Here is a 24,313-nt window from a genome sequence, read left to right on the forward strand (position 1 = left end):
TTATTGCCTTAGAAAAGTGCAAGGCTCATGAACAATAAAGAAAGCTTAGCGAACTCGTTTGACTAGGAAGCGGAGTAGATAGCTCTTGGATCTTTTTTATACTTTTATATCTTTTAAAAAAACAACCCTTGCTCTATTCGCAAAGGTTGTTTGGTTGATTATTTCTTCAAGAGTTCATTCATAAAGTTGTTAAAAGTAGGAATATCCATTTGCTGAGCTGAATCTGATAAAGCAACAGCAGGGTCTGGATGAACTTCAGCCATTACGCCATCTGCACCAATAGCTAGAGCGGCTTTAGCTGCAGGCAGTAATAAATCTCTTCTTCCCGTTGAGTGTGTAACATCTACCATGACAGGTAAATGAGTCTCTTGTTTTAAAATCGGTACTGCTGTTATGTCTAATGTATTACGAGTAGCTCTTTCGTAAGTTCTTATTCCACGTTCGCAAAGAATGATGTTCCCATTTCCACGAGAAATAATGTATTCTGCAGCATTGATAAAGTCAGAAATTGTTGCTGACATCCCTCGTTTTAATAATACAGGCTTGTCCACTTCTCCTGCTGCCTTTAACAGTTCAAAGTTTTGCATATTTCTTGCACCTATTTGGATCACATCAAGGTAGTCTAGCGCTTTTTCTATGTCAGATGGGCTTACAATCTCAGTAACAACTGCCAATCCATATTCATCAGACACTTCCTTTAGGATTTTCAAACCTTCAAATCCTAACCCCTGGAAATCGTATGGTGATGTCCTTGGCTTGAATGCTCCTCCACGAATCACTTTAAGTCCTTGCTTTTTCATCGCTTCCGCTACTTGCGCCACTTGTTCATAGCTTTCTACAGCACACGGACCCATGATAAAGTGCTGATTTCCATCACCAAATCTCTCACCATTTATTTCAATAACAGTATCCTCTTGCTTTTTCTTTCTGGATACTAGTAATGCTTTACTATGATCATCTTCTTGCAGTTCCAAACCAGCTTTGAAAATTTCTTTAAATAAATGCTCGATTGTCGAGTTTTCAAACGGTCCTTTGTTATTTTCTTTAATTAAATTAAGCATTTTTCTTTCACGTACCGGATCGAAACGGTTTGCACCTTGTTTTTCCTTTACTTGACCGATTTCCTTAACGAGCTCTGCCCGTTGGTTAATCAAATTTAAGATTTCTAGATTTACCTGATCCAATTGATCGCGTAATTGTTCAATTTTTTCATTTCCCAAGCAAATTACCCCCAGTTTCTTGTTTCTATTTAAGTTTATCAAGAACGTATTTATTTTTTAATAATTAGGGATAATTATAGCTAATATTTTTAACCTTGTCACCACCAATTTAAAATATTAAATATTCTACCGACAAATTTCTTCAACAGAAAAGAAAGTTGCAGTATTATAACCACAACTTTGTCCTTTACGTTAACTATTTTGATTGTTGTTATAATTTTGCTGTTCATCCAACTCCCTAGATACAGCCTCAATTGCCTGTGCAACTTCCTCTGCTGCTTTTTCGGGGTCTTCTTCTTGTGTAAAACGATCTTGGATTGACTTCGAGGTTTCTTTCACCTTATCTCCTAACTCATGAGATTTTTCCGAAACTGTTTCAGAGAGCTGTGAATAGTTATCCTTTGCAACATCCTTCCATTCTGAACCTTTTTCATAGGCAATATCTTTCCACTCATATGCTCGATCTTTTACATAATTAGCACTTTGATTTAAATTACTCCTAAGCTCTTTTCCAGATTTAGGTGCAAACAATAACGCCATGGATGCACCAACAATACCACCGATCAACGATCCAATTAAAAAGTCTTTGCTATTAATGTTTTGGTTGTCTTGATTGCTCATCTTACATTCCTCCCAAAGTTATTTTATATAATTATTCACATGATTAGCTAGATTCTGATTTTTTCCTTTTCCATAAATCGATGAGCACAGTGCCCCATTTCATTGCTTGTGCGCTTTTTTCCTTATTATTTTCAGTAACTGCTGTAATGCTTTTAGAAACTGATTTTAATGAATGGTTAAATTCATGTACGGTGTCACCTATTCCTTTAATTCCATCGACTAATGTATTTAACTTTCCCGCTTTTTCATTGATGTCTTCAGCAAGCTTGTTAGTTTTATTGAGTAATGAAGTCGTTTCTATTGTTATACCCTCCATTTGCTTTTCTAAACCTTCTAATGTGTCTGCAACGTTGGTCATCGTTCTTTGGGTTGCTTTAAGCACCTTAGCCAAGTACACCACAAGCACGGCAAAAGCAATAGCGACTAATAATGCTGCGATATAGAGTAAATTTATCATGTCCTAGTTCATCTCCTTCTTATGTACCTACTGTTTTATTGTCTAAACTCTCTAACTTTTATGTAAAGTTTTACCATACCACAATTACCTTAAACCTTTTTAGAAATGTCTTTAAACAGTCTTGGATTAGATCCCTAGATATCACTTAAAAAAACACTCTTTTATAAATTCCACGTTTCCAATAATTTTATACTAGAAGGCAGGCTATTTTGTTACAGAAAACTCTACTACTTCTTCACTACTACAACAATAAAAAGGAAGGTGTACACCTTCCTTTTTATTTATTCGATATTTATTTTAAAAAACCTTTTTCTATACTTTCTTTTTCTCAGATAAATGATTTTCATAGGCTTGTTGGAACTTTTGGATATCTCCAGCACCCATGAACAATATAACGCTATTATCATATTTCTCCAAAACGTTCGTTTCATTAACGTTTAATATTTCACAATCATCAATTAAAATTTGCAAATCATGAATGGTTAAATTACCATCACCTTCACGAGCCGAACCAAAAATATCGCATAAAAAAGTATGATCTGCTGGTTTTAAACTATTTGCAAACTCCTTGAGAAAGGTTTTAGTTCGTGTATACGTATGTGGTTGGAATACTGCTATGACTGTTTTGTCGGGATATTTTTTTTGAGCAGCTTCAATTGTCGCTTCAATTTCTTTCGGGTGGTGTGCATAATCATCGATCAATACTTGATTACCGACAACCTTTTCAGTAAAACGGCGCTTAACTCCTCTAAAGCTTTTCATTTTCTTTATATCACTTACTTCCATTCCTTCATAGTGGCATATTGTAATAACTGCTAATGCGTTTAGCACATTATGATTTCCATAATTAGGAATAATAAATGAATCATAGAAATTATTTCTGACAAACACATCGAATGTAGTCCCATTCGCGTCTTCTTTTACATTCTTTGCTTGGAAATCGTTTGTATCCGCAAATCCATAATAAAGAACAGGTACCTTTGCCTGTATTCGCTGCAAATACTCATCATCCCCACAAGCAACGATTCCTTTTTTAACTTGTTCGGACATTTGTTGAAATGAATCAAATACGTCATCAATACTCGAGAAGTAGTCTGGATGATCAAAATCGATATTGGTCATAATTGCATAATCCGGTTCATACTGCAAAAAATGTCCTCGGTATTCACATGCTTCAAATACAAAGTAATTACTATCGATATGGCCTTTTCCTGACCCATCCCCAATCAAATAGGAAATTGGATAAGTTTCACCGAGTACATGGGCTAATAAGCCTGTAGTAGACGTTTTACCATGTGAACCGGTGACAGCAATACTAGTAAATTGCTTCAACCACTCACCTAAAAATTCATGATACCTATAATATGGTAAGCCCAACCGTCTTGCCTCTTGGATTTCAGGGTGATCGTCCTTAAAAGCGTTTCCAGCAATAATCGTTAGTCCTTCTTTTATGTTTTCCTTTGAAAATGGCATGAACGGTATATTTTTTGCTTCTAATGCAGTTTGTGTGAAAAATACCTTTTCAACATCTGATCCTTGAACACTGTAACCCGAATCATGAAGAATTTGTGCTAAAGCACTCATTCCAGTCCCCTTTATACCAATAAAGTGGTAAATCGTCATAAACAAGAACCTCCATATAAGACTGTTTTCTCCTATCTCCCCCCATAGCATCCCTATGCTTGGAGAATGATATTTTCACAATAATTATTTATTAAATTCGACTGCTTCCAAACGCGGGTTTGGCCGGTACTGTCTCCCCTCTTTTGCTTGATGGGAACCATTTAACAAAACATTATCTCCAGTAAACCCGATATGAACATTTAGTAAATTTCGTCCAACACCATACATATCAACCGGAACATTTTTCAACTCATACTCACGGATTCTTTTTTCATCAAATCCACCACTAGCTATTATTTTAACATGTGTATACCCTTCATCATCTAACGCTTTCCTTAAAGCAAACACAAGTTCAGGATTTACCCCACGTGGATCAAACGTTCCCATTAATTGTTGATTTCTTAAGAAATATTTATCAACCATATTTTTTGATGTGTCAATTCGGACCCCTTTGAGTGTATCCCCAAACTCACGAGCAACCTTTAGTGAATCATTGATTACGTCGTTATTATAGTCTACTAAAACCATTAGTTCATCATTGGGATAAACTTGCTGATAGGCGCGAGCAGCTGCTACGACATCGCCTTCAAACATTTGAATCATCGCGTGGGGCATTGTTCCCATACCTTTTTTCCCCCACCATTCATTCATTGCATGCGTTGCTTGAGCTGTTGATCCTCCGATAAAGGCTGCATATCCATCACCAGCTTGCTGTGTATAATGATCGTCCCGGTCTCCCATGAAAATAATAGGCTTTTGTTTTCCCGAAGTTCTAGCCGCTTTAACAACATTATATACATTTGTTGCTACTGACGTTCTTCTGGCCAAAATACCATCAATAATTCCTTCTAAAAAGCCAAAATCTTGGTATGGCCCTGTTATAGTTAAAACTGTTTCAAACGGACTGATTTTGTCACCGTCTTTTAATGATTTTATCTCCAAGTCTTCAGGATTATTCGCAAACGTATGTAATAAAGCAATTGCCTCATCGCTACCGCACAAAACAGCATCATTTTTCTGAAAAAATTGCATTGTTACTTGATTATCTGGAATAAGTTTTTCTGCGATTTCTTTTGTTTTCAGAAAGTAAACAGCTGAAAACCAGCCTTCTTTCACACGCTGGTCAAACTTAAATGTCTTATTTGTAAGACGTTCAATCTCACCATTTAATTTTTTCTTAATTTCTTTCATATATATACTCCTTAACCAAGTTTATCTAAAACATGTCATTGTCTATCATATAAGAATAGATCTGTCTCGACAAGTTATTTCCGAATAAGACTAATTTATTCGATTAAAGTTTTAAGAAAAGCGAAAGCGCCTTATTAAGCCCAGATAGGCATAAGACAAGACCTGACGTGGCGTTCTTTGCCACAGAAGCGATTGACTTATGACCTCAGGCGGGCTAGGCGCTGGAGCTAGACAGATCTTGGATTTGTTTTACCTTCTATTTTTTAATAAAAGCTTGTAGAAAACAGGAGTTTGTCTACAAGCTTTTATTTCGCATCCTAATTCTTAAACAAATTTTCTAGCTTATCTTGTGAAATTAATATATCTCGTGGTTTACTACCTTTTTGCTCGGAAATTATTCCATTTGCTTCCATGTTATCAATTAATCGAGCTGCTCTATTATAACCAACTTTGAATCTTCGTTGTAATAACGATGCACTCGCACCGTTTTGCTCAACAACAAATTCAACCGCCTCTTCGTACAATTCATCTTCGTCTTCCTGAGTGGTAATTTGTTGTAACAATTCTTCCTGTTCAAATAGATAATCTGGAGGTGAGATCCTTTTGACAAAGTTAGTTACTCGCTCAATTTCATCATCAGAAACAAATGCACCTTGTATTCTAATAGGTTGACCAACACCATTTTCGACAAATAGCATATCACCTTTACCTAATAATTTTTCTGCTCCACTAGAATCTAGTATTGTTCTGGAATCAACTTGTGATGAAACACTAAAGGCTATTCGTGTTGGTATGTTGGCCTTAATGAGCCCTGTAATTACATCTACAGAAGGGCGCTGTGTTGCTAATAAAAGATGGATTCCACACGCCCTTGCTTTTTGTGCAATTCGGCATATCGCATCTTCAACATCTTGTGGTGAAACCATCATTAAATCAGCTAATTCATCAATGACGATGACTAAATAGGCGAGCTTTTCATGCCTTCTACCTTGGCTTATCATTTTTTGGTTGTATCGCTCGATATCCCGTGCCCCTTCTTTAACAAACTTCTCATATCGTTCCTCCATTTCTGCAACCACCCACTTTAAAGCAGATGTCGCAGCCTTTACATCCGTAATAACAGGTGAAACTAAATGTGGTATCTCATTGTAAGGTGCCAATTCAACCATCTTTGGGTCAATTAATAAAAACCTGACATCTTCGTGACTAGCCTTGTACAACAAACTAACCAAAATAGTATTAATACATACACTTTTACCAGAACCAGTAGCACCTGCAATCAATCCGTGTGGCATCTTTTTTAAATCGGTAACAATTGGCCTTCCAGCTATATCAAGGCCTAATGCAACACTTAATGAGGATGTACCTTCCTTAAATGATGCTGACTCGACAATTTCTTGTAACATCACCGGTTGCGATTTAGGATTTGGAACCTCAATCCCGATTGTATTTTTCCCTGGTATTGGAGCTTCCATTCGAATGTCTTTTGCTGCTAGATTCAACTTAATATCGTCACTTAAATTTTTTATTTTACTTACCTTTACTCCTGGTTCTGGTTGAATTTCAAACCGAGTAACAGCAGGACCGCTCATTGCATTTACTACCTTTGCCCGCACATGAAAATGCTTAAGTGTTGTTGTTAATAATTCCTTTTGGTCGTTCACCCATTCACTATCTTTCATAGTTCTTTCAATTGGATCATTTAACAAGTGAATCGGGGGTGCTTTATGCAACTTCGCATTAGATTGGTGTTGCAATCTCTTATCACTAGGCCGCATGATGACATTAAACGGAACTACCTTTTTTGGTGTTGGATGGCTATCCTTTTTTATTTCACGACTTTCTCTTGTTTGTTCTACATTGCTTCTTTCGGAGTTTACCTTGTTTTCCTCACTTACTAATTGTTTCGGTTTATGTTCGGTTATTTCCTCGTCAAAATCACTAGTAAGCAATAGATCAGGCAGCCGATCAACTGTTAGATCCTTTTCACTTTCTTCGATCATTTTAGCTTGTTCATTTGAAAACTTAACTTCTTTAGTTTCAATTACTTCAAGTGAATCATTTTCACTCGTTATTTCTGAATCAGTTGGTATCCAATCTTGTTTATCTATTCGATCAAAGATAGGGTTACTTTGATCTCTTTTCCGTATAAAAGTAGGAACATCCACATCTTTTTTATTTCGGGTAAATCCATATACAGGTGATGGAACATCCGTAGCCTTAAACGGCTTTTTATCCTGCTCTTTTTTATTGTCAACTTGTGACTTATTCTTCGTTTTTTCAGGTTGAGTGTTATTATACTGATGTGTTCCCTCTTCCTTGCTACGGTCGGGTAAGTCAGGAATAACCGGAAAGTGAAACGAACGATTACTAGGATACTTATACGTCATTCTAGTATGTATTTGATCCTTACTTATTGGATCTCTTCTTAATGGATATGTTTTTTCATGTTCTTTTTCTGCACTAAGAGATAACAACTGAAGCATTCTTTTTTTAAATTGCTCCCACATAAATTTTCCACTCTTTCCTCTACGTTTAAAGTATAAGTTACAGTCCCATTCTCTGTTTAGTATATCATAGGACAACCAATCACTTTCACCTAATTCTATGCGGGGATACAGCACAATCCTGAGGTACTGTTACTGCTTGTTATCCATGGATAGACAATTTTATACTTTCTAAATTTTTTATGAAAAAAGAGAGTACCTCTGTCAGTTATTGACAAAGGTACATCTAGTTAAAATTCAAAAGCTTGTCCAATTGAATAGTCTTCACTTAAAACGTAGATGCCTTTTTCCTTTGGCGCATTTGGTAAGTCTAATTCCTTTTGCGAGCAAATCATTCCATTTGATGGAACTCCTCGTAGTTCAGTAGGCTTTATTTGTAAACCACTAGGCATAATTGCACCGACTTTAGCAACGACAACTCTTTGACCTTGGTCAACGTTAGGAGCACCACAAACAATTTGTAAACTCTCTTTTTCCCCAATATCAACTTGACATACTTTTAACTTATCTGCATCTTCATGCTTTTCGATTGATTTTACAAGCCCGACAACAAATTTCGGTGACAGATCAATGACCGGCTCACCTTCCAAGCCCTCTAGTTCAAATGTTTTAGTTAAACTGTTTAACATTTCTTCTGTCAAATTTAATTTACCAGTTGTGTTTAACTCGAAATAATTGGATGCTTGAAAAATATTATAACCAAGAACTTCCTCTGTTTGTTTATCAGCAATCTTAACAATATCCCCGTAAGACTTATATTCTAAATTATATCTATTCCCTTCTTTCAATGGGATTACTAAGACATCCCCAATCCCTTGACGATTGTAAAAAACGTCCATTTTATCTCTTCCTTTCTATTTGTCTTTTCTTGTTGGTCTGTTTTTAGCCAAAATAAAAATTGGTTCTAGTTTCTTATCTTCATACAAAAATGGTAAGGAAGTAATTGGAATCCTGCCTTCTGCAAAGAATTTCATTGTCATCTGTGCTAATATATCATAACCTGTTTCATTTTGAATGTCAGCAAAGATTAATACATCTTGATGTGGGACTGCAATAGCTAATTCGCCTTTACTGTTTGCCTTCATTTCTTCAAGAAATGCCTCGTTTAAAATTCTACTCGCGTCATATCCATCTTTACTAGCTAGAAAATAATAATCATTTTCAGCAACGGTATCCTTTTTCAAATTTGTCATTAGAGAACGCACATTAAAAGTTGCTACTTCTTTTATTCGGTCAATCGTCCAATTTTCATTTGTAAGCATCTCTATATCAATTAATTTATAGGTGTTGCCTAAATCAAGCGCATAATAAATACGCGTTTCAGCCGTGTGGTCTGTATACACTAACTGCTTACCGGCTTTCGTTTTTCTTGGAAAAGAGGTCGCTCGTATAACTGGTAATATCTTTTTTTCAGCTCCAGACAAATCGTGCGTTTCGTTCATTATTTTTAATGCCTCTTTGACATGGTACTCGAGGTCGTCTAATGCTGCCTCCCCGTGCTGATCATATTTGGCAATAACGTTCGGTATCGTGATTGAGACACCTTGCCTCGTTTCTTTCCACTCCACTCGAAAGATATCTTTATCTCGGTTAAATGAACTATTCCATTCAGGGTTTTCCAACCTTTGCTCTAGTTTCCTTTTCATTTGTAAGCTGTTCATTCTCAATCGAATTCCTCCCTTCTGTTAATTGCTCTTGATCTATCATGCCAATTGTTTGATAAACGTTTCAATTTCGGCCTGGGTCTTTCGATCTTTACTTACAAATCTACCTTGTTCGATACCGTCTTTAAATCCGATAAAGCTAGGGATACCAAAAACATCGTACTCTACACAAACATCAATAAACTTATCTCGGTCAACATAAATAAACGTAAAATCTTTAAAATTATTTTCAATTTCCGGTAAAACCGGCTTAATCACTTGACAATCCCGACACCAATCTGCAGAAAAAACCAATATTGTCTTTCCTTTATTAATCATCTCTGATAATTGTTCTTCTGATTTTAAATATTGCATTTTGCAACACTCCTCTTTACTCATAGTTTATTTTCATGTCACCTGGGTTAATCCAACCTTTTTTCCTAAACCATTCGGAAAGTATCAAACTAATCACCGCTGGCCCAACAATTTGAACTAGTAATATCATCCAGAAAACGTTCATGGTAAAGCCCATCGATTCAAATGTCATGATTTGGCCAACCAAGCCTGCTGTCCCCATTCCTGCCCCAAATTCATTGTTTGTCATCTCTAACCAAACTGTTGCAAAAGGAGCCATAAGAACCCCTGCAATTGTTGGTGGTACGATAATGATTGGCTTTCGTATTATATTTGCTACTTGAAGCATGGACGTGCCAATTCCTTGAGCTAAAAAACCACCAAAGCCGTTATCACGGTAGCTTGATACCGCAAAGCCAATCATTTGTGCTGCACATCCAACAGTTGCAGCACCAGCAGCAATTCCTTTAAGTTCAAGCATAATGGCAATAGCTGCACTAGATATTGGAGCAGTTAATGCAAATCCCATCAAGACAGCAACAATAATCCCCATAATAAATGGCTGTTGTTCGGTAGACCAGTTGATAATACTCCCGAACCAAGTCATAAATGAGTTTACAGGTCTGCCGACTAATATACCAACAATAAAACCTACTGTAATTGTAACAAATGGAACAAGAATGATATCTACTCTCGTTTGCTTATAAATTAATTTACCAAATTCAATCGCAAACAGCGCAGCAACATAACTACCAGCAGGTCCACCCCCAGCCCCGTCAGAATCATATCCAAACGCCCCTGCAAATAAAGCAGAAAACATGACTAATGGCGGTGCTTTAAGACCATATGCAATAGCTACTCCTATTGCACCACCAACTACTTTCCCGTTCATCGCAAAGGCTCCCATATCAATCAATGCTTGGAAACCAATTTGCTCACCTATTGTTTTAATAATTAATCCAATAATTAAAGATGAAAACAATCCTAACGCCATGAAGCTAAGGGCAGTTATAAAATATTCCCGCGCTGATAGGGTGACCCCTTTTTTTCTCAAAAAATTCTTCATTGGTTTTTCTCCTTTTCAATTTCCCTAATAGTGCTTTGAACACCTTCTAATAATTAATATTACACAAACCTTTCACTCAACTCAACGAAATTAACATTGTTAAGCTTGTTGTGTAAGGATGAAGGGCTATTACCAGGAAAAAGTGTATCTAAAAAACAACCAGCACTGTTTTTGATTTGCAATATCAACCTAACATACTGATAATGGAATTAAGTAGCACACCTATATTGGAAAGGGGATTTTTTATGAAAATAACAGTTTATTTAGCAGGGCATATTCACGGGAATTGGCGTGATGAATTTATTGATAATGCTAAAGCAAAAAATTTACCGATTGAATTCGTTGGACCACAACCAAATCATGATTTATCTGATGGTATAGGTGAAAAGGTTCTCGGAGACCAACCCGCTAAACGATATAAAGACGATGCTGCATCAGATATTAACAATTTTCGAACACAAGTTTTGTTACAAAAAGCAGACGTTGTTATTGCATTATTCGGTGAAAAATTCAAACAATGGAATACTGCGATGGATGCATCAATGGCTATCACACTACAAAAGCCAACTATTATTATAAGACCAGAATCATTAATTCATCCTTTAAAAGAACTATCAAACAAAGCTAATGTAACTGTTGAAACACCAGAGCAAGCAATTGATGTATTAGATTATCTATTTCTATAAGGTAGGATAAACCAAAGAATTAACTAACCTGGATTTTTCCTAACTATATTAAAAAACAGCTCAGGGTGATCTGAGCTGTTTTCATATTCCGGTGCAGGAGGTCTAATTTTTCACTTATTCACCTATTACCATACTCGTACTGGCCTCGAAGCAGTCTCATTACATGAGTGAACATTTCCTCTCTACCAACAAGTTGATTCGTAAAGATACCAATAGCTCCCTCATTTTTTCTTACATCTTTCTTTTTAGCATAATCATCCATAATTTCACCTAATTCAATTCCTTTTTCAAGCTTTGAGGATACTTCGTTTGGCAATAGTATTCTTGCACCACTAGCCATGTAAAGTTCACCATGTTCGTCAACTAAAGCTCCCCAATTACAAAGAAAAAGGCCTGATTCCATTTCAGTAACGCCACCTTCAAGTCCAATTCCAATTGCCCCTTTTGCAAGGGTTGCACATTCCTTGGCTCGATTTATTGCTCCTTCCAATGTTTCTTCATCTGAAAAAGGTTGCAGAGATACTTTGGATGAAACGTCTACAGCTTCTATTTCAAACAGAGGAAATTCATTTTCTACAGCCTTAATTTTCGTTGGATTTTTAGAACCGATAAAAATCTGCATAACATGTCTCCCGTTTTCCTTAAATGTTACGTTGATCTCATATATGGCAGTAAATCAACCTATTTTTTAAACGTTGCTACTAATTTGACTAAGTGTATTATTGTCTGTTGATTTAACCAATGTCACTAACAGTTCTTTAGCAGCTGCATAATCGTCAATATGGATAATGGATGCATGCGTATGAATATATCTTGAACAAATCCCAATAACTGCAGATGGAACTCCCTTGTTCGATACATGCACTCGTCCAGCATCAGTGCCACCTTGAGAAATAAAATACTGATACGGAATTTGGTTCGACTCCGCTGTGTCTAATACGAAATCACGAATGCCGCGATGTGTAATCATCGAACGGTCAAAAATACGTAACAAGGCACCTTTGCCTAACTGACCAAATTCTTTATCATCACCTGCCATGTCATTGGCTGGTGACGCATCTAAAGCATAAAAGATATCTGGTTCAATCATATTCGCTGCAACTTGTGCTCCTCTTAATCCAACTTCTTCTTGGACTGTAGCACCGGCAAACAATTGGTTGGGTAGCGTAATATCTTTTACTTCTTTTAGTAGCTCTATTGCCAAACCACAGCCATATCGGTTGTCCCATGCTTTAGCTAAAATCTTCTTCTCATTAGCCATTGGAGTAAATGGTGTTATTGGTACGATTTGTTGCCCAGGTTTAATTCCGATTTTTTTGGCATCTTCCTCATCATCGGCACCAATATCGATTAACATATTCTTTTGATCCATTGGCTTATTTCTTTGTTCAGGTGTTAAATTATGCGGCGGGATTGAACCTATTACACCTAGTATAGGACCACTGTCAGTAATCACCTGAACCCGTTGGGCAAGTAGAACTTGTGACCACCAGCCACCTAGTGGTTGAAAACGAATCATACCATTTTTTGTTACCTTTGTTACCATAAAGCCAACTTCGTCCATATGCCCAGCAACCATTACTTTTGGGCCATTCCCGTGTTTAACGCCAAAAACACCACCTAAGCGGTCTTGGACAACCTCATCCGAATACTTTTCCAACTCTGTCTTCATAAAACCACGAACAGCATGCTCATTTCCTGATGCACCTGGTAGTTCTGTCAATGTTTTAAATAAACTCATCGTCTCTTTATTCATTATGTATAACCTCCACTTCTATAGCATCCTTCCTAATTGTAACCTAAAGAAACAATTTCTTTCCACTTATGCAGTTTGAATTTCTATTTTTACAGAAATCAGGTATACTATGTTTAAAATACATTGCTTGAGGTGACTACAAATGAACTGGAGAAAAACATTACTTGCTGTAGGATTTGGTGCTATAGCTGGATACTTACTTAAAGATCAATTAGAGAACACACAAAATATTACTCCTGAAAAGGCACTTAAATCAGCAAAAGATGCATTCAAACAGCAAGGACCAGTAAGTGGATCATGGATTTATATGAAGCCAGAAGAAATTGTTAGAAATGGACTTAACTATTCAGTATACCGTGGGGGAGTAACGAGAAACATTGACGGCACGAACCGTCAGTTTGAATTCTTTGTCGATGCTAACACTGGTGCTATCATCGATGTGGCAGAACCTGCGTAACACTTTTCTGTTTTGATAACATTTAAAGATCTGTTGATTGGAGCGAAAATGGACAAGGTGAAAAGAGCAATAAATTAACGGAAGGCAGAAACGTTCCCATTTTTAATCGTTTCTGCCTTCTCTTTATTAATTAACTTTTTCAGTGGCCTCGCCTGAAGCTTAATCTTTTTTTAAGTTAAGTAATAGCTATGATTTAAAGTGCGATTTACACCGATAGATTGGTTGCCCTTGACTTGAAAATTTCTCTTCGTATTCTGTAAGAACGTTAGTTGGGTCACCTTCTGCGTGAAGATCCAACAATACTTCATCTAGCACCATGTCATTTTTTGAGAAACTAACAACTGAATATTCAAATAAACCTTTGTTATCAGACTTTAGAATGACCTTTCCGCCATCTTTTAAAATATAACGATATTGATTTAAAAAGGACGCATATGTTAATCTTCTTTTTTCATGTTTGTTTTTCGGCCATGGGTCAGAAAAATTAAGGTAAATAGTATCAACCTCATTCTCACTAAATATTTCTGTTAAGTCATTAGCATTTTCATTCAGAAGCCGAATATTTGAGTTACCAGATTGTTCAACTTTTTCAATTGCACTAACTATAATGCTCTTCACAACTTCCATTCCCACAAAATTTGATTTTGGAAATTGGGTAGCCATTCCAGTGACAAATTGACCCTTTCCTGTTCCAATTTCTAGGTGAATCGGGTTATTATTCCCAAAAACCTGTTGCCATTTACCTTTTTGCTCTACTGGATTTAACACCACAATATTTTCATGATTTTGTATATATTCATCCGCCCATGGCTTATGTCTCGCTCTCATACTTAAAGCCTCCATCTTAAAAAATTACATGTGAGTGATTACAAAAATTCCCGTCTAAAATTTAGGTAATCGATTAAAGATTATCACGCTTTTTGTCAGTAAAGGAAGAATTACTAGGTCGCTAAAAAATAATCTGTCTTTGTATAGATATGTTGCTTTTTACAAATAGTATGCATAAGGTGGGGGTGCACAAAAATGACATTAAATGTTAATGATCAATTACACGTTCTCTATGATTTATTAACGGAACAATCGGAGGACTGTTGCGGAAGTATTTCGGAATGTCAACAAATTAAACGAATTGTTCAATCGATTATGGCCAAGAATTCCGTAAATAATCAAGAGTTGGCCCAAATTCTACCGGAGATTTATCACTACGGACGACAAGGTGAGCTTGCACAAAATCTTGATGAGCACATATCAGCCAATCAAGAAAACATAAAAAATTGGGTACAAGCAATCGATATTACTAGCACCCAATAACCCGCGAAAGAAGTCGTTGCAATTCTTGCTGGAATTGTGCGGCTTCTTTGTATTTATGTTGTTTCGTTACTTCCTCATGTTTATTAATCATTTCAATAAACAAATACCAGTACATGCGATTAAGTAATTCTTGGTCCCCGTTGATACCATAGCTTTCTAACCATTGATCCCATTCATTTTCTGGAATATAGTTATATAATATCATACCTATGTCAATGGCAGGATCGCCAATTTTCGCATTATCCCAATCTATGAGATATAACTGTCCGTCTTCCGAAAGTAACCAGTTATTATGGTTCATATCACAGTGACAAACCACTTGTTGGATTGTGTTATTTTCAACCATAGGTAGCATTGTTTCTATCCAATCAAGTGCCTTTTTCACTTCGATTGATTTTATTAGTTCGTTTAATTGATTAATACAGTTTTGATAAACTTGATATGGTTGAATTGGGTCTTTATCGATTCGAACAAACATATCATACAATTCTGTTGAATGGTGGATTTTACTTAGTAACATAGCTACTTTTGGATGTCTCATTTCTTCCGAGGTCAATTCTCTACCTTCAAGCCATTCTTGTGCTGTTATGACATCACCATTCTCTAATCGTTTGGTCCATACTAATTTTGGAACAATTCCTTGAGCAGATAAAACAGCAATAAAAGGAGAAGAATTACGTTTTAGAAATAGTCGTTTTCTTTCACCTTGAGCGTAATAGGCTTCACCCGTTGAGCCCCCTGCAGAAGTTATAATCCAATCGTTTCCTAGTATATGTTCCAAGTTTTCACCTTCAATCTGCGTGTTGCGAATCTAGTATTTTAAAGGTACTATTTTTTTAGCGTAACAAAAATAGATTAACTCATTTCACTAGGTAATTTCAAGTATTTTTTTCATAAACGACCAAGAAATTTTAAGTAGACTCGTTGTTTCTAAAAAACTGAGCTAACCAGTAACATAAAACTACACCTTTAGTAGCGTCAAATGGTTAGTCTCCTTCCTCGTCCCATTCCGGGCGTTGGAACGCATTTGTAAAGCAATGCTTTAGCAACAAATCACATACCTTTAATTGTTGATGTTTGATTGGGGCTATAAGTTTCCTTTTATCATTTAACCACTGCTCATGTTCTTTCCTACCTATGATTCTAGTATGATAAGGCTCTAAATTATACTCTATCTCGTTTGTTCTTGATAAAACAACCTTTCGAATTGGAAATTCTATTTTGTATTTCTTCAAGATACTCTGTATCACCTGCTCAGTTCGATTTAAGCTAACTAACGGGCTTAGAAGTGTCTTATGACTGTTGTTTTTTTTCACGGACCAAGTGCGATCATCACTAGTGATTATAGTTATAGTTGATTCAATTTCTACAAATTTGATGATTTCTATTTCAATTGGACTAACTAAGATAATCTCTCCGTCCATTGGTTGATTTTTCAATTGGAATACAGGATAATACAATAGCAGATAAGTATCAGGAAATCGCTGTAGCAAATACTTTAATTTCAAATCGTCAAAGTAATGGCGGTCTAAAAAGGACATTTCATTTACAGTTGTTGATGCCCAGTTCAGTTGGAATGGCAACAGATTGTTTAAATACTGAATTTTCAATTCTTTTTTCGTTAAGGGAAGATTTCTTTCCCCCTCGCTAGTTAACTTTGAGACAACTTCTTTTCGCTTTAAAAAAAACTTCCACTTCTTAACTTGATCATCGATTTCTTTTTCCTTGTCCGTCTTGTTATTAGAATTTTCTGACTGCACTTCCCATTCTTGCTCAACCTTTTTCCACTTATCTTTCTTTAGTCTGATAAACTTAGCTGGATAATGGTAGATATCCTTTTCATACCTGGAGATATAATCCTCTAATTTGATTAACTGCGCCATTTCCTGACCTCATTTCAACAAAACGCTTTGGACCACCTCATATTTAGGTGATCGTGATGGGTGAATTTGATATAAAACAAAATCCTTAACTAACTGGTCTTTTTTTTCTATAAAATCTAAAGAAAGCTCTTTAATAAATGTTGGATTTATTTTTTCACCCTTCCATTTTTTAGCTAAAGTAATATGGGGTCGATACGGTCGATTTTCTGCTTTCAAACCACATTCCACACAAATTTTTTCTACTTCCTTTTGTAAGTCGAACAAACCTTGACTTGGTTCAACACCTGTCCAGAGCACTCTTGGTTGGTTAGCGTTCCCAAATATTCCTAGTCCATTTATTTCTATGAAAAAAGGGTGGATAGTATTAATTGACAACAGCTTTTTCTTTAATAATTCAATTGTATCCTCTTCCAATCCTCCAAGAAATTTTAAAGTAATGTGTAAATCATCTGGACTTGTCCAACTTTTATACTTCAATTCATTTTCTTTTCGTAGCTTCTCTTGCCAATCAGAGAGCATACTCTGTAGTTCATTATTTAATTGTACCGCAATAAAATAATGGTTTGTCATCATCTATTCCTCCATATTTAGAATTTCACTGCCTGGAGCAGGGAATTCTTAAAGCTGTTATCCTTAGTTTGTTGCAAACTCTGTCATTTAAAGAAATTTATTATGATTATTATTTATGGCTGTTTGCTTTTACTCTGGCGCAGTAGATGGATCTGCGTAACAGTGAATTTTTTCTGACTCGCATTCCGACAGAATACTTCGCTTTCCGTGGGCGCGGCCAAAGCCTTCTCAGAAGTAAAGGGCGCTTCTTGCGGGCTCTTCGGACTCGTTGCTGTTCCCATTGGAATCTTCGTATTCTGCCTCCACTAAGTGAAGCTTTCTATTACGCGAAAAAAATCAGTGTTAATCTTTGCTCCCGAATACACCTCGATTGTGTTTTTTATTCTCAACTGTAAAAACCTACGTACGCGAGCAGATAATGGATGCTCATTATCGACAGAATTAAGGGCAGATTAATAAAAAGTGTTGATGAGGGCCCCAATCATCGACAGAATTAAGGGCAGATTAATAAAAAGTGTTGATGAAGCCCCCAATCATCGACAGAATTTAGGTCAAATTAATAAAAAGTGTTGATGATGACTCCATTCATCGACGGAATTAAGGGCAGATTAATAAAAAGTGTTGATGAAGCCCCCAATCACTAATAAGCGACTGCCCGGAGCGCAAATCAACCCTAACAAGTTAGTGCGCATTTAGATAAACTATACAGCAGGCGCAACATTCTTTGCGACAGCCTTATTTATCAATTAATTGCGAGTAAGTAACATCATCACAGATGACATACAGTTCTGCATCGCTTGGAATATCATGATCTAACATCCGATTTATGCTTAAATTATCTCGATCAGCAACTAAGGTTGCGCCATGTTCAAGTAAATAAGTAAAGGCATCTCTATATGTTTTCCACTGAGCTTTTCTTTCAATGAAATATAAATCATCACCATGTGACCTTTGGAGTAGTTGCCGATATACTTTTGAGATTCCCTTTCTAAAGGCAGACCTAACGAGAATCGATGAAATGGTTTCATTGGAAAGGACAAATTCATCGACCTTAACGTGCTCAAAATTCTTAATGTGGTGTTCGTCCATCACTTCTACAATCGTATGGACATTAGGTGCAACTGATTCAATTGCAGATGCAATTAATAAAGTTTTACCATCGGCTAGTTGGTCATCCTTAATCTGATCGTCTGCAAAGACTAACACTGCGTTAGCATCTTTTACATTAGCCTTTAACAATGTATCAACCTCCGATGCATTTCCTTTAAGATAATGGATGTTATCTTCAAGCCATGGGGCGCTGTCTAATGTATCAACAATAACTATTTCAATTCGTGAATTTGTTTCAAGCATTTCCTTAATAGCAAATTTTGCTTTTTGTGACCAGCCTATGATGATATAATGCCCCTTTTCTTTAATCACAATATCCCCCGCCTCCCTTTTTTTCCTAATATCAGAAAATCCATCTACTACCTTTCCAATTACTACACCTATTAAACCAATGCCAAATATGTAGAGAAATACCGCTATAAATCTGCCAACAAATGTAACAGGATAATAGTCACCATAACCAACCGTTGTAACTGTTGTCATCACCCACCAGAAGCCATCAAAAAAAGTAGGGAATGTTTCTTGTTCCACATAAACGATCAAACCAGATGTAGCAAAAATCATGACAAAGCTAATCATAAAAATAACTCTGTTTTGAATTTTGGTGATTTTTTTCATAATTTTCCTTATTAAATACATACTATCCACCCTTTAATAATACATATGAATTAAATGAATTATCTGTAAATTTGGTGATTAATCTAGCGTTGCCAATCAAAAAAGTGTAAAATAATACTAACATCTAGGTTCACAATCACCACATGTTATGCTTCAAATAAGGAGTGGTTTTTTGAATCAATCAACAACCCGCATGCTAACTCGTGTAAAGGCTGTTTATCTTTACATTAGAGAAAACGGATCAGTCTCAACAAATGAGATAGCTGAGGAATTCGGAATTACTGATCGAACAGTGCAAAGAGATTTAAATGTCTTAGAACACAATGGTTTAGTAGTAAGTCCTAATCGGGGAAGATGGAAAATCACGGAAAAGAAGGTTAAGATTTCGTAAAGAAATAGAATACCAAAGGGCTGACCTGTAACTGTCAGCCTAATTTTTTGTTCTGTTAAGCTTGTTTAGCCCTTTTTATAACATCTTAAGATACTCTAATTCTTCATCTGTTAACTCTCTATATTCCCCAAGCTTTAAGTCCTCGTCTAATTGCAAAGTACCCATTGCTAAACGCTTAAGATATATAACCTTTTTGTTAACAGCTTCAAACATTCGTTTTACTTGGTGAAATTTACCTTCCGTTATAGCAACCTCAATCTCAGAAACTTCACCGCGAACTACTACAGTAAGTTTAGCTGGTTTTGTTTCATACCCGTCATCTAACACTACTCCGTTCCTAAATCTTATCACATCTTCCTCTGACACACGACCTTCAATTATAGCATAGTAAAGCTTATCAACATTCTTTTTTGGTGAAAGAAGTTGATGTGCCAACTTCCCATCATTCGTTAATAATAACAGACCTTCCGTATCTTTATCTAGACGACCAACAGGAAATGGATTTAACACCAAGTCTTCAGGCTCTAATAAATCAATCACGGTCAAGTCACGGTTATCCTCCGTTGCAGAAATATATCCAGGTGGCTTATTCATCATTAAATAAATAAATTGTTTGTACTCCACAACCTCATCAAACACTTTAACAATATCTACTTCTGGATCTACGTGCTCACTGCTACCCTTTATAGTAACATCATTCTTTTTTACAACCCCTTTTTAAAAGAGCCTTGACTTCCTTTCTACTTCCATAGCCCATATTAGCCAATAATTTATCTATTCTCAAAATCAACACACCCTCGTTTTTCTAATCTCGATGAAGTATTTTATCTAATTTACGAATTCTCCCGCCTAAAATCTGTTCAAGAAGTGTCGACTTATAGCTAAACCAAAAGTAAACACTGGCACCAACAATTACGCCTACCAATAAAATAATAACAGACTCTGTTCTCCCGTCTTGGTAAGTAAAAAAGAAGCTTAACACGTATTTTGCTAGTAATACCGCAACACTCATCATTAAAGTAAAGATACCAATAAGGATCGATCTTTTTATCAATTGTTTAAAAGGAAAGGAGACACTAGTTTTTATTCTCCATAAATTCAGCACAACAGCGCTTGATACAGCTAAAAAGGTGCCAAAAATTGCTCCCTTTGCACCGAACGTTTGAATCAGTGGAACATTTAAAAATATTTTTAGCATTAAACCGACTGACAAACTAATTACGGCAAATTGTTGTTGATTAATACCTTGTAGAATGGAAGAACTTACTGTAAACAATGCAAAAAACAGCGCAACCGGAGCGTACCAGGCAAGAAGTGGCCCAGAAACACGGATCGTCTCAAGGCCATAAAGTGCGCCATAAGCCTCATGTGATAAAAGTGAAAGCCCGACGATTGCAGGTAAAACAAATAATATTACAATTTGAAATGATTGATTCATCTGAAGAAACATTTGTTTTTGTTTGTTTTCTGTGAAAGACTTCGTAATTGCTGGTAACATGGCTAACGATAATCCGATAGCAATCGTAACAGGAATGATTACTAATTTATGTCCTAAAAAGTTAATACTCGCGTAAGCAATTTCTGAAATATCCTTTAGCCCAATTGTAGCCATCGTTCGGTTAAACGTAAATTGGTCGACAAGTTGATATAAAGGTGTAGCAATCCCAACTAGAACAAACGGACCTGCATAACGAAACAACTCGATAAACAAAACTCGAATTGGTATCCGATTAAATTTCTTTTGTTGGTCAAGTTGACGATTTAGATATACCCTTCTTTTCTTCCAATAAATAAAAAGGACAATACACGACGCAATTGCTCCAATAAATGCAGCAAAAGTAGCAAAACCTACGGCCAAAGCAACTGATCCCTTTAAAAGATGAAGAATAATAAAAACAGAGACCAATAAAAAAACAATACGAACGATCTGTTCAACTACTTGCGAAATAGCTGTTGGACCCATTGATTCATATCCTTGGAAAAAACCCCTAACAATGCTCATACCAGGCACAATAATTAAAGCAAAACTAACCAATCGAATAACCATTGTAACGTCTTCGACTGAATTGCCTGTTGAATCCTCCGCTATACTTCTTGATGCCAAAAAATCTGCACTAAAAAACAGAATTAAAAAGGCTAAAAAACCTGTTATAGCCATTAATATGATTCCAGCCTTAAATATCCTTCTGCCTGTTTCAAAGTCACCTAACGCATTATATTTTGACACAAATTTCGAGACAGCCAAAGGTAGTCCTACTGTAGATATACTTAACAATATATTGTAAGGATTGTAAGCATACAAAAACAAAGCGGACCCTCGTTCCCCAACTAGGTTTTCAAATGGGATAACATAAATCATCCCTAATATTTTTGACAAAAAGGTTGCGGCTGTTAACACCAATGTGCCGCGTAAAATTGAAGACGTTGACATGATTTCACCTGCATTATTTAAAGTTAAAGTCATCAATCATTTTATCATATGTAACAAGGCAAAGTAGAATTTTAATTACTTTGGAGTTATGTTGTATTTGAACATACCGACCTAAAAAAGTAAAATAAAACTACACATCGAGAAGGGATTGAACATTAATGTCTTATCAAGTCACTGTTATAGGCGGTGGACCATCTGGCCTAATGGCGGCTATTGCAGCTGCTGAATATGGTGCCAATACCATCCTAATAGATAAAGGAAATAAACTCGGAAAGAAACTTGCAATCTCTGGTGGAGGAAGATGTAATGTTACCAATAGGCTTCCACAGGAAGAAGTAATTAAACATATTCCTGGGAATGGAAGATTCCTCTATAGTGCCTTTTCCATTTTTAACAATTACGATATTATTGATTTCTTTGAAAATTTAGGTGTAATGCTAAAAGAAGAAGACCATGGACGAATGTTTCCGGTTAGCAATTCTGCACAGAGTGTTGTTAATGCATTAATCAATCGGCTAAAAGAATTGAATGTCACAATTAGAACAAACGCCCCTGTCGAAGCAATTCATTTTAGCGAATCGGAACATGAAGTAATTTTGCAAACAAAGGAAAAAATTAGAACAAAATCTGTTATCCTTGCTGTCGGTGGCAAAGCTGTTCCACATACAGGAAGTACTGGTGATGGATATGCATGGGCAAAAAAGGCCGGTCACACAATTACTACTATTTATCCAACCGAAGTTCCTTTGACCTCCACTGAAAGTTTTATTCAAAACAAACTGTTACAAGGGTTGGCCCTTAGAGATGTTGCGTTATCTGTAATGAACAATAAAAACAAAAAGATTGTTACACATCAAATGGACATGCTTTTCACCCATTTTGGTATATCTGGACCAGCGGTATTAAGATGCTCTCAATTTGTAGTTAAAGAGCTTATGAAAGGTAACAAAACAATAACGATGGAGATTGATGCCCTTCCAGCTGAAAATGAACAGGACCTTATCCAAAGATACACGAAATTAATGGAAGAAAATCCAAAAAAAACAATAAAAACAATCTTTAAAGGCATTGTTCCTGAAAGATACTTGGAATTTCTCATCACAAAAAACGACATGAAGATTGATGAAAAGACAGCAAATATTTCCCGGGAAAAGGTAAGAAATTTAATTCAAGACTTAAAGAGCTTTCAGTTTAAAGTGAATGGTTCGTTACCGATTGAAAAGGCCTTTGTTACTGGTGGAGGCGTTTCGACAAAAGAAATCATTCCAAACACGATGCAATCTAAAATCATGAGTCGATTGTTTTTTTGTGGTGAAATTTTAGATATTCACGGATATACTGGGGGATATAACATTACATCTGCTATGGTTACTGGTCGAGTAGCGGGGATGAATGCTGCCTGGGAGAGTTTTTCTTGAGCTGCAGTTCCTTCTTTTCTCTTTAGTACTGATTTTGCGCCAGGCAATTGTCGCATATTAGGACTAGGTGCTTAACTATCCAAAACTGATAAAAAACTGTCGATTAGCGATCTGCTTATCGACAGTTTTTTGATCTGTTTAGTTAAATGTATCGATAAAGAAACCCATTACCATCAACATCATTTATGAAACATCCAAATAAAAACTCTTAAAAGTTAAATAAACTTTCAAGAGTTTTTGTGCTTGCCTGGCGACGTCCTACTCTCACAGGGACAAAGTCCCAACTACCATCGGCGCAAAAGAGCTTAACTACTGTGTTCGGCATGGGAACAGGTGTGACCTCTTTGCTATAGCCACCAGATCTTTTATGAAGTTCAAGGTAAAACATTACCTATGTACATTCAAAACTAGATAAGAAGTTGGTACAAGACATAGTTTTGTTTAGCAGAGGCTACCAAGCCCGCTACGCTTCCTTATTCAATCTAGTTCCGGCTCCTAATAGCTAGCGTATAGTTAATCCATCCTTTCATACTCAAAGTTCAGAGTACTACAGGCTGTCTTATCTATCCGTACGCTATTAACCAGTCGCCTTCACTTTTTATCAGTTCAGCTACGACTTCCAAATCCTCTCGTTATAAGCAATACCTCTCCAAGGGTGAAAATTCACACCCTTTCCGCGGTCTTGCTTATCCCGGCGGATTTAACCGGTCGTCTTCGCTTCCTTATTTTTAGTTAAGTCCTCGATCGATTAGTATCCGTCAGCTGCACATGTTGCCATGCTTCCACCTCGGACCTATCAACCTCATCGTCTCTGAGGGATCTTACTCATTTAAAATGATGGGAAGTCTCATCTAGAGGGGGGCTTCATGCTTAGATGCTTTCAGCACTTATCCCGTCCACACGTAGCTACCCAGCTATGCTCCTGGCGGAACAACTGGTACACCAGCGGTGTGTCCATCCCGGTCCTCTCGTACTAAGGACAGCTCCTCTCAAACTTCCA

Annotated in this window: 23 protein-coding genes, 2 rRNA genes and 1 pseudogene; 5 read left to right on the plus strand and 21 right to left on the minus strand. The window is 36.4% G+C overall.

Features of this window, described 5'->3' with window-relative positions:
• Positions 1–158 precede the first annotated feature (158 nt).
• The 10 genes from NC799_RS02550 to NC799_RS02595 all read right to left on the minus strand — a co-directional run bounded on the left by NC799_RS02550 (position 159) and on the right by NC799_RS02595 (position 10,682).
• Entirely contained in the window at positions 159–1,220 is a 1,062-nt protein-coding gene (locus tag NC799_RS02550; protein ID WP_272444743.1) for a bifunctional 3-deoxy-7-phosphoheptulonate synthase/chorismate mutase, read from the minus strand.
• A 192-nt stretch (positions 1,221–1,412) separates the two neighbouring features.
• Positions 1,413–1,841: a YtxH domain-containing protein gene (locus tag NC799_RS02555; protein ID WP_272444744.1), complete on the minus strand. Its 429-nt coding sequence runs from the start codon at positions 1,839–1,841 to the stop codon at positions 1,413–1,415.
• A 43-nt stretch (positions 1,842–1,884) separates the two neighbouring features.
• Positions 1,885–2,298 carry a DUF948 domain-containing protein gene (locus NC799_RS02560; protein WP_272444745.1) on the minus strand — a complete coding sequence of 138 codons (414 nt, stop codon included), beginning with the start codon at positions 2,296–2,298 and terminating at the stop codon, positions 1,885–1,887.
• Positions 2,299–2,610: 312 nt separating this feature from the next.
• Positions 2,611–3,921 (minus strand): UDP-N-acetylmuramate--L-alanine ligase, encoded by a 1,311-nt coding sequence (murC, locus tag NC799_RS02565; RefSeq protein WP_272444746.1) that lies wholly within the window; start codon positions 3,919–3,921, stop codon positions 2,611–2,613.
• An 84-nt stretch (positions 3,922–4,005) separates the two neighbouring features.
• Positions 4,006–5,112: a nicotinate phosphoribosyltransferase gene (locus NC799_RS02570; protein ID WP_272444747.1), complete on the minus strand. Its 1,107-nt coding sequence runs from the start codon at positions 5,110–5,112 to the stop codon at positions 4,006–4,008.
• Between the two features lie 317 nt (positions 5,113–5,429).
• Positions 5,430–7,622, minus strand: coding sequence for a DNA translocase FtsK (locus tag NC799_RS02575; RefSeq protein ID WP_272444748.1), 2,193 nt, complete (start codon positions 7,620–7,622; stop codon positions 5,430–5,432).
• 227 nt (positions 7,623–7,849) lie between these two features.
• Positions 7,850–8,458, minus strand: a complete 609-nt coding sequence (gene ytpR / locus NC799_RS02580) for a YtpR family tRNA-binding protein (RefSeq protein ID WP_272444749.1) — start codon at positions 8,456–8,458, stop codon at positions 7,850–7,852.
• A gap of 15 nt (positions 8,459–8,473) precedes the next feature.
• Entirely contained in the window at positions 8,474–9,286 is an 813-nt protein-coding gene (locus NC799_RS02585; protein ID WP_272444750.1) for a DUF1444 domain-containing protein, read from the minus strand.
• A 36-nt stretch (positions 9,287–9,322) separates the two neighbouring features.
• Entirely contained in the window at positions 9,323–9,637 is a 315-nt protein-coding gene (locus tag NC799_RS02590; protein ID WP_272444751.1) for a thioredoxin family protein, read from the minus strand.
• A 16-nt stretch (positions 9,638–9,653) separates the two neighbouring features.
• Positions 9,654–10,682, minus strand: a complete 1,029-nt coding sequence (locus NC799_RS02595) for a PTS sugar transporter subunit IIC (RefSeq protein WP_272444752.1) — start codon at positions 10,680–10,682, stop codon at positions 9,654–9,656.
• A 245-nt stretch (positions 10,683–10,927) separates the two neighbouring features.
• Here NC799_RS02595 and NC799_RS02600 point away from each other — a divergent pair, with 245 nt between their 5' ends.
• Complete coding sequence (locus NC799_RS02600; RefSeq protein WP_272444753.1) at positions 10,928–11,368, plus strand: YtoQ family protein; 441 nt, start codon at positions 10,928–10,930, stop codon at positions 11,366–11,368.
• A 118-nt stretch (positions 11,369–11,486) separates the two neighbouring features.
• Here the strand turns inward: NC799_RS02600 and NC799_RS02605 are convergent, their stop codons facing one another.
• Entirely contained in the window at positions 11,487–11,990 is a 504-nt protein-coding gene (locus tag NC799_RS02605; RefSeq protein ID WP_272444754.1) for a DUF84 family protein, read from the minus strand.
• A gap of 66 nt (positions 11,991–12,056) precedes the next feature.
• Complete coding sequence (locus NC799_RS02610; protein ID WP_272444755.1) at positions 12,057–13,124, minus strand: M42 family metallopeptidase; 1,068 nt, start codon at positions 13,122–13,124, stop codon at positions 12,057–12,059.
• A 142-nt stretch (positions 13,125–13,266) separates the two neighbouring features.
• Here NC799_RS02610 and NC799_RS02615 point away from each other — a divergent pair, with 142 nt between their 5' ends.
• Entirely contained in the window at positions 13,267–13,581 is a 315-nt protein-coding gene (locus NC799_RS02615; protein WP_272444756.1) for a PepSY domain-containing protein, read from the plus strand.
• A 186-nt stretch (positions 13,582–13,767) separates the two neighbouring features.
• Here NC799_RS02615 and trmB read toward each other — a convergent pair whose 3' ends face one another.
• Positions 13,768–14,409 carry a tRNA (guanosine(46)-N7)-methyltransferase TrmB gene (gene trmB, locus NC799_RS02620; protein WP_272444757.1) on the minus strand — a complete coding sequence of 214 codons (642 nt, stop codon included), beginning with the start codon at positions 14,407–14,409 and terminating at the stop codon, positions 13,768–13,770.
• Positions 14,410–14,604: 195 nt separating this feature from the next.
• On the opposite strand from trmB, the gene NC799_RS02625 reads away from it, so the two are divergent.
• Positions 14,605–14,892: a YtzH-like family protein gene (locus NC799_RS02625; RefSeq protein ID WP_272444758.1), complete on the plus strand. Its 288-nt coding sequence runs from the start codon at positions 14,605–14,607 to the stop codon at positions 14,890–14,892.
• On the opposite strand, the gene NC799_RS02630 is transcribed toward NC799_RS02625, so the two are convergent.
• From NC799_RS02630 to NC799_RS02645, 4 genes are all read right to left on the minus strand, one after another.
• On the minus strand, positions 14,879–15,673 hold the full coding sequence (locus NC799_RS02630) for a phosphotransferase family protein (RefSeq protein ID WP_272444759.1): 795 nt from the start codon (positions 15,671–15,673) through the stop codon (positions 14,879–14,881). The genes NC799_RS02625 and NC799_RS02630 overlap by 14 nt on opposite strands.
• Positions 15,674–15,878: 205 nt before the next feature.
• A complete protein-coding gene (locus tag NC799_RS02635) occupies positions 15,879–16,775 on the minus strand; it encodes an NERD domain-containing protein (protein ID WP_272444760.1) in 897 nt (298 codons plus the stop codon).
• 9 nt (positions 16,776–16,784) lie between these two features.
• A complete protein-coding gene (gene thpR, locus NC799_RS02640) occupies positions 16,785–17,348 on the minus strand; it encodes an RNA 2',3'-cyclic phosphodiesterase (protein WP_272444761.1) in 564 nt (187 codons plus the stop codon).
• Between the two features lie 732 nt (positions 17,349–18,080).
• Positions 18,081–19,094, minus strand: coding sequence for a potassium channel family protein (locus NC799_RS02645; protein WP_272444762.1), 1,014 nt, complete (start codon positions 19,092–19,094; stop codon positions 18,081–18,083).
• A gap of 151 nt (positions 19,095–19,245) precedes the next feature.
• On the opposite strand from NC799_RS02645, the gene NC799_RS02650 reads away from it, so the two are divergent.
• Positions 19,246–19,464, plus strand: a complete 219-nt coding sequence (locus tag NC799_RS02650) for a DeoR family transcriptional regulator (protein WP_272444763.1) — start codon at positions 19,246–19,248, stop codon at positions 19,462–19,464.
• 75 nt (positions 19,465–19,539) lie between these two features.
• On the opposite strand, the pseudogene NC799_RS02655 reads toward NC799_RS02650, so the two are convergent.
• Both NC799_RS02655 and NC799_RS02660 read right to left on the minus strand, forming a co-directional pair.
• Positions 19,540–20,248: pseudogene (locus NC799_RS02655) on the minus strand (pseudouridine synthase).
• A 21-nt stretch (positions 20,249–20,269) separates the two neighbouring features.
• Positions 20,270–21,895: a putative polysaccharide biosynthesis protein gene (locus NC799_RS02660; protein ID WP_272444764.1), complete on the minus strand. Its 1,626-nt coding sequence runs from the start codon at positions 21,893–21,895 to the stop codon at positions 20,270–20,272.
• Positions 21,896–22,053: 158 nt separating this feature from the next.
• Between NC799_RS02660 and NC799_RS02665 the strand changes: the two genes are divergently transcribed.
• Positions 22,054–23,313, plus strand: a complete 1,260-nt coding sequence (locus tag NC799_RS02665) for a BaiN/RdsA family NAD(P)/FAD-dependent oxidoreductase (protein WP_272444765.1) — start codon at positions 22,054–22,056, stop codon at positions 23,311–23,313.
• Positions 23,314–23,558: 245 nt separating this feature from the next.
• On the opposite strand, the gene rrf is transcribed toward NC799_RS02665, so the two are convergent.
• Together rrf and NC799_RS02675 are read right to left on the minus strand one after the other, a co-directional pair.
• Positions 23,559–23,674: ribosomal RNA gene (rrf, locus tag NC799_RS02670) — 5S ribosomal RNA — on the minus strand.
• Between the two features lie 367 nt (positions 23,675–24,041).
• Positions 24,042–24,313: ribosomal RNA gene (locus NC799_RS02675) — 23S ribosomal RNA — on the minus strand; the annotation flags it as partial.

This window comes from Aquibacillus salsiterrae (genome assembly GCF_028416595.1).
In the GTDB taxonomy this organism is placed as follows: domain Bacteria; phylum Bacillota; class Bacilli; order Bacillales; family Amphibacillaceae; genus Aquibacillus_A; species Aquibacillus_A salsiterrae.

Coding starts and splice junctions, on each gene's coding strand:
- NC799_RS02600 (WP_272444753.1), top strand. CDS start 10,928: ATGAAAATAACAGTTTATTTAGCAGGGCATATTCACGGGAATTGGCGT.
- NC799_RS02610 (WP_272444755.1), bottom strand. CDS start 13,124: ATGAATAAAGAGACGATGAGTTTATTTAAAACATTGACAGAACTACCA.
- thpR (WP_272444761.1), bottom strand. CDS start 17,348: ATGATGACAAACCATTATTTTATTGCGGTACAATTAAATAATGAACTA.
- NC799_RS02625 (WP_272444758.1), top strand. CDS start 14,605: ATGACATTAAATGTTAATGATCAATTACACGTTCTCTATGATTTATTA.
- NC799_RS02560 (WP_272444745.1), bottom strand. CDS start 2,298: ATGATAAATTTACTCTATATCGCAGCATTATTAGTCGCTATTGCTTTT.
- murC (WP_272444746.1), bottom strand. CDS start 3,921: ATGACGATTTACCACTTTATTGGTATAAAGGGGACTGGAATGAGTGCT.
- NC799_RS02660 (WP_272444764.1), bottom strand. CDS start 21,895: ATGTCAACGTCTTCAATTTTACGCGGCACATTGGTGTTAACAGCCGCA.
- ytpR (WP_272444749.1), bottom strand. CDS start 8,458: ATGGACGTTTTTTACAATCGTCAAGGGATTGGGGATGTCTTAGTAATC.
- NC799_RS02665 (WP_272444765.1), top strand. CDS start 22,054: ATGTCTTATCAAGTCACTGTTATAGGCGGTGGACCATCTGGCCTAATG.
- NC799_RS02590 (WP_272444751.1), bottom strand. CDS start 9,637: ATGCAATATTTAAAATCAGAAGAACAATTATCAGAGATGATTAATAAA.
- NC799_RS02635 (WP_272444760.1), bottom strand. CDS start 16,775: ATGGCGCAGTTAATCAAATTAGAGGATTATATCTCCAGGTATGAAAAG.
- NC799_RS02605 (WP_272444754.1), bottom strand. CDS start 11,990: ATGCAGATTTTTATCGGTTCTAAAAATCCAACGAAAATTAAGGCTGTA.
- trmB (WP_272444757.1), bottom strand. CDS start 14,409: ATGAGAGCGAGACATAAGCCATGGGCGGATGAATATATACAAAATCAT.
- NC799_RS02645 (WP_272444762.1), bottom strand. CDS start 19,094: ATGTATTTAATAAGGAAAATTATGAAAAAAATCACCAAAATTCAAAAC.
- NC799_RS02595 (WP_272444752.1), bottom strand. CDS start 10,682: ATGAAGAATTTTTTGAGAAAAAAAGGGGTCACCCTATCAGCGCGGGAA.
- NC799_RS02555 (WP_272444744.1), bottom strand. CDS start 1,841: ATGAGCAATCAAGACAACCAAAACATTAATAGCAAAGACTTTTTAATT.
- NC799_RS02615 (WP_272444756.1), top strand. CDS start 13,267: ATGAACTGGAGAAAAACATTACTTGCTGTAGGATTTGGTGCTATAGCT.
- NC799_RS02570 (WP_272444747.1), bottom strand. CDS start 5,112: ATGAAAGAAATTAAGAAAAAATTAAATGGTGAGATTGAACGTCTTACA.
- NC799_RS02575 (WP_272444748.1), bottom strand. CDS start 7,622: ATGTGGGAGCAATTTAAAAAAAGAATGCTTCAGTTGTTATCTCTTAGT.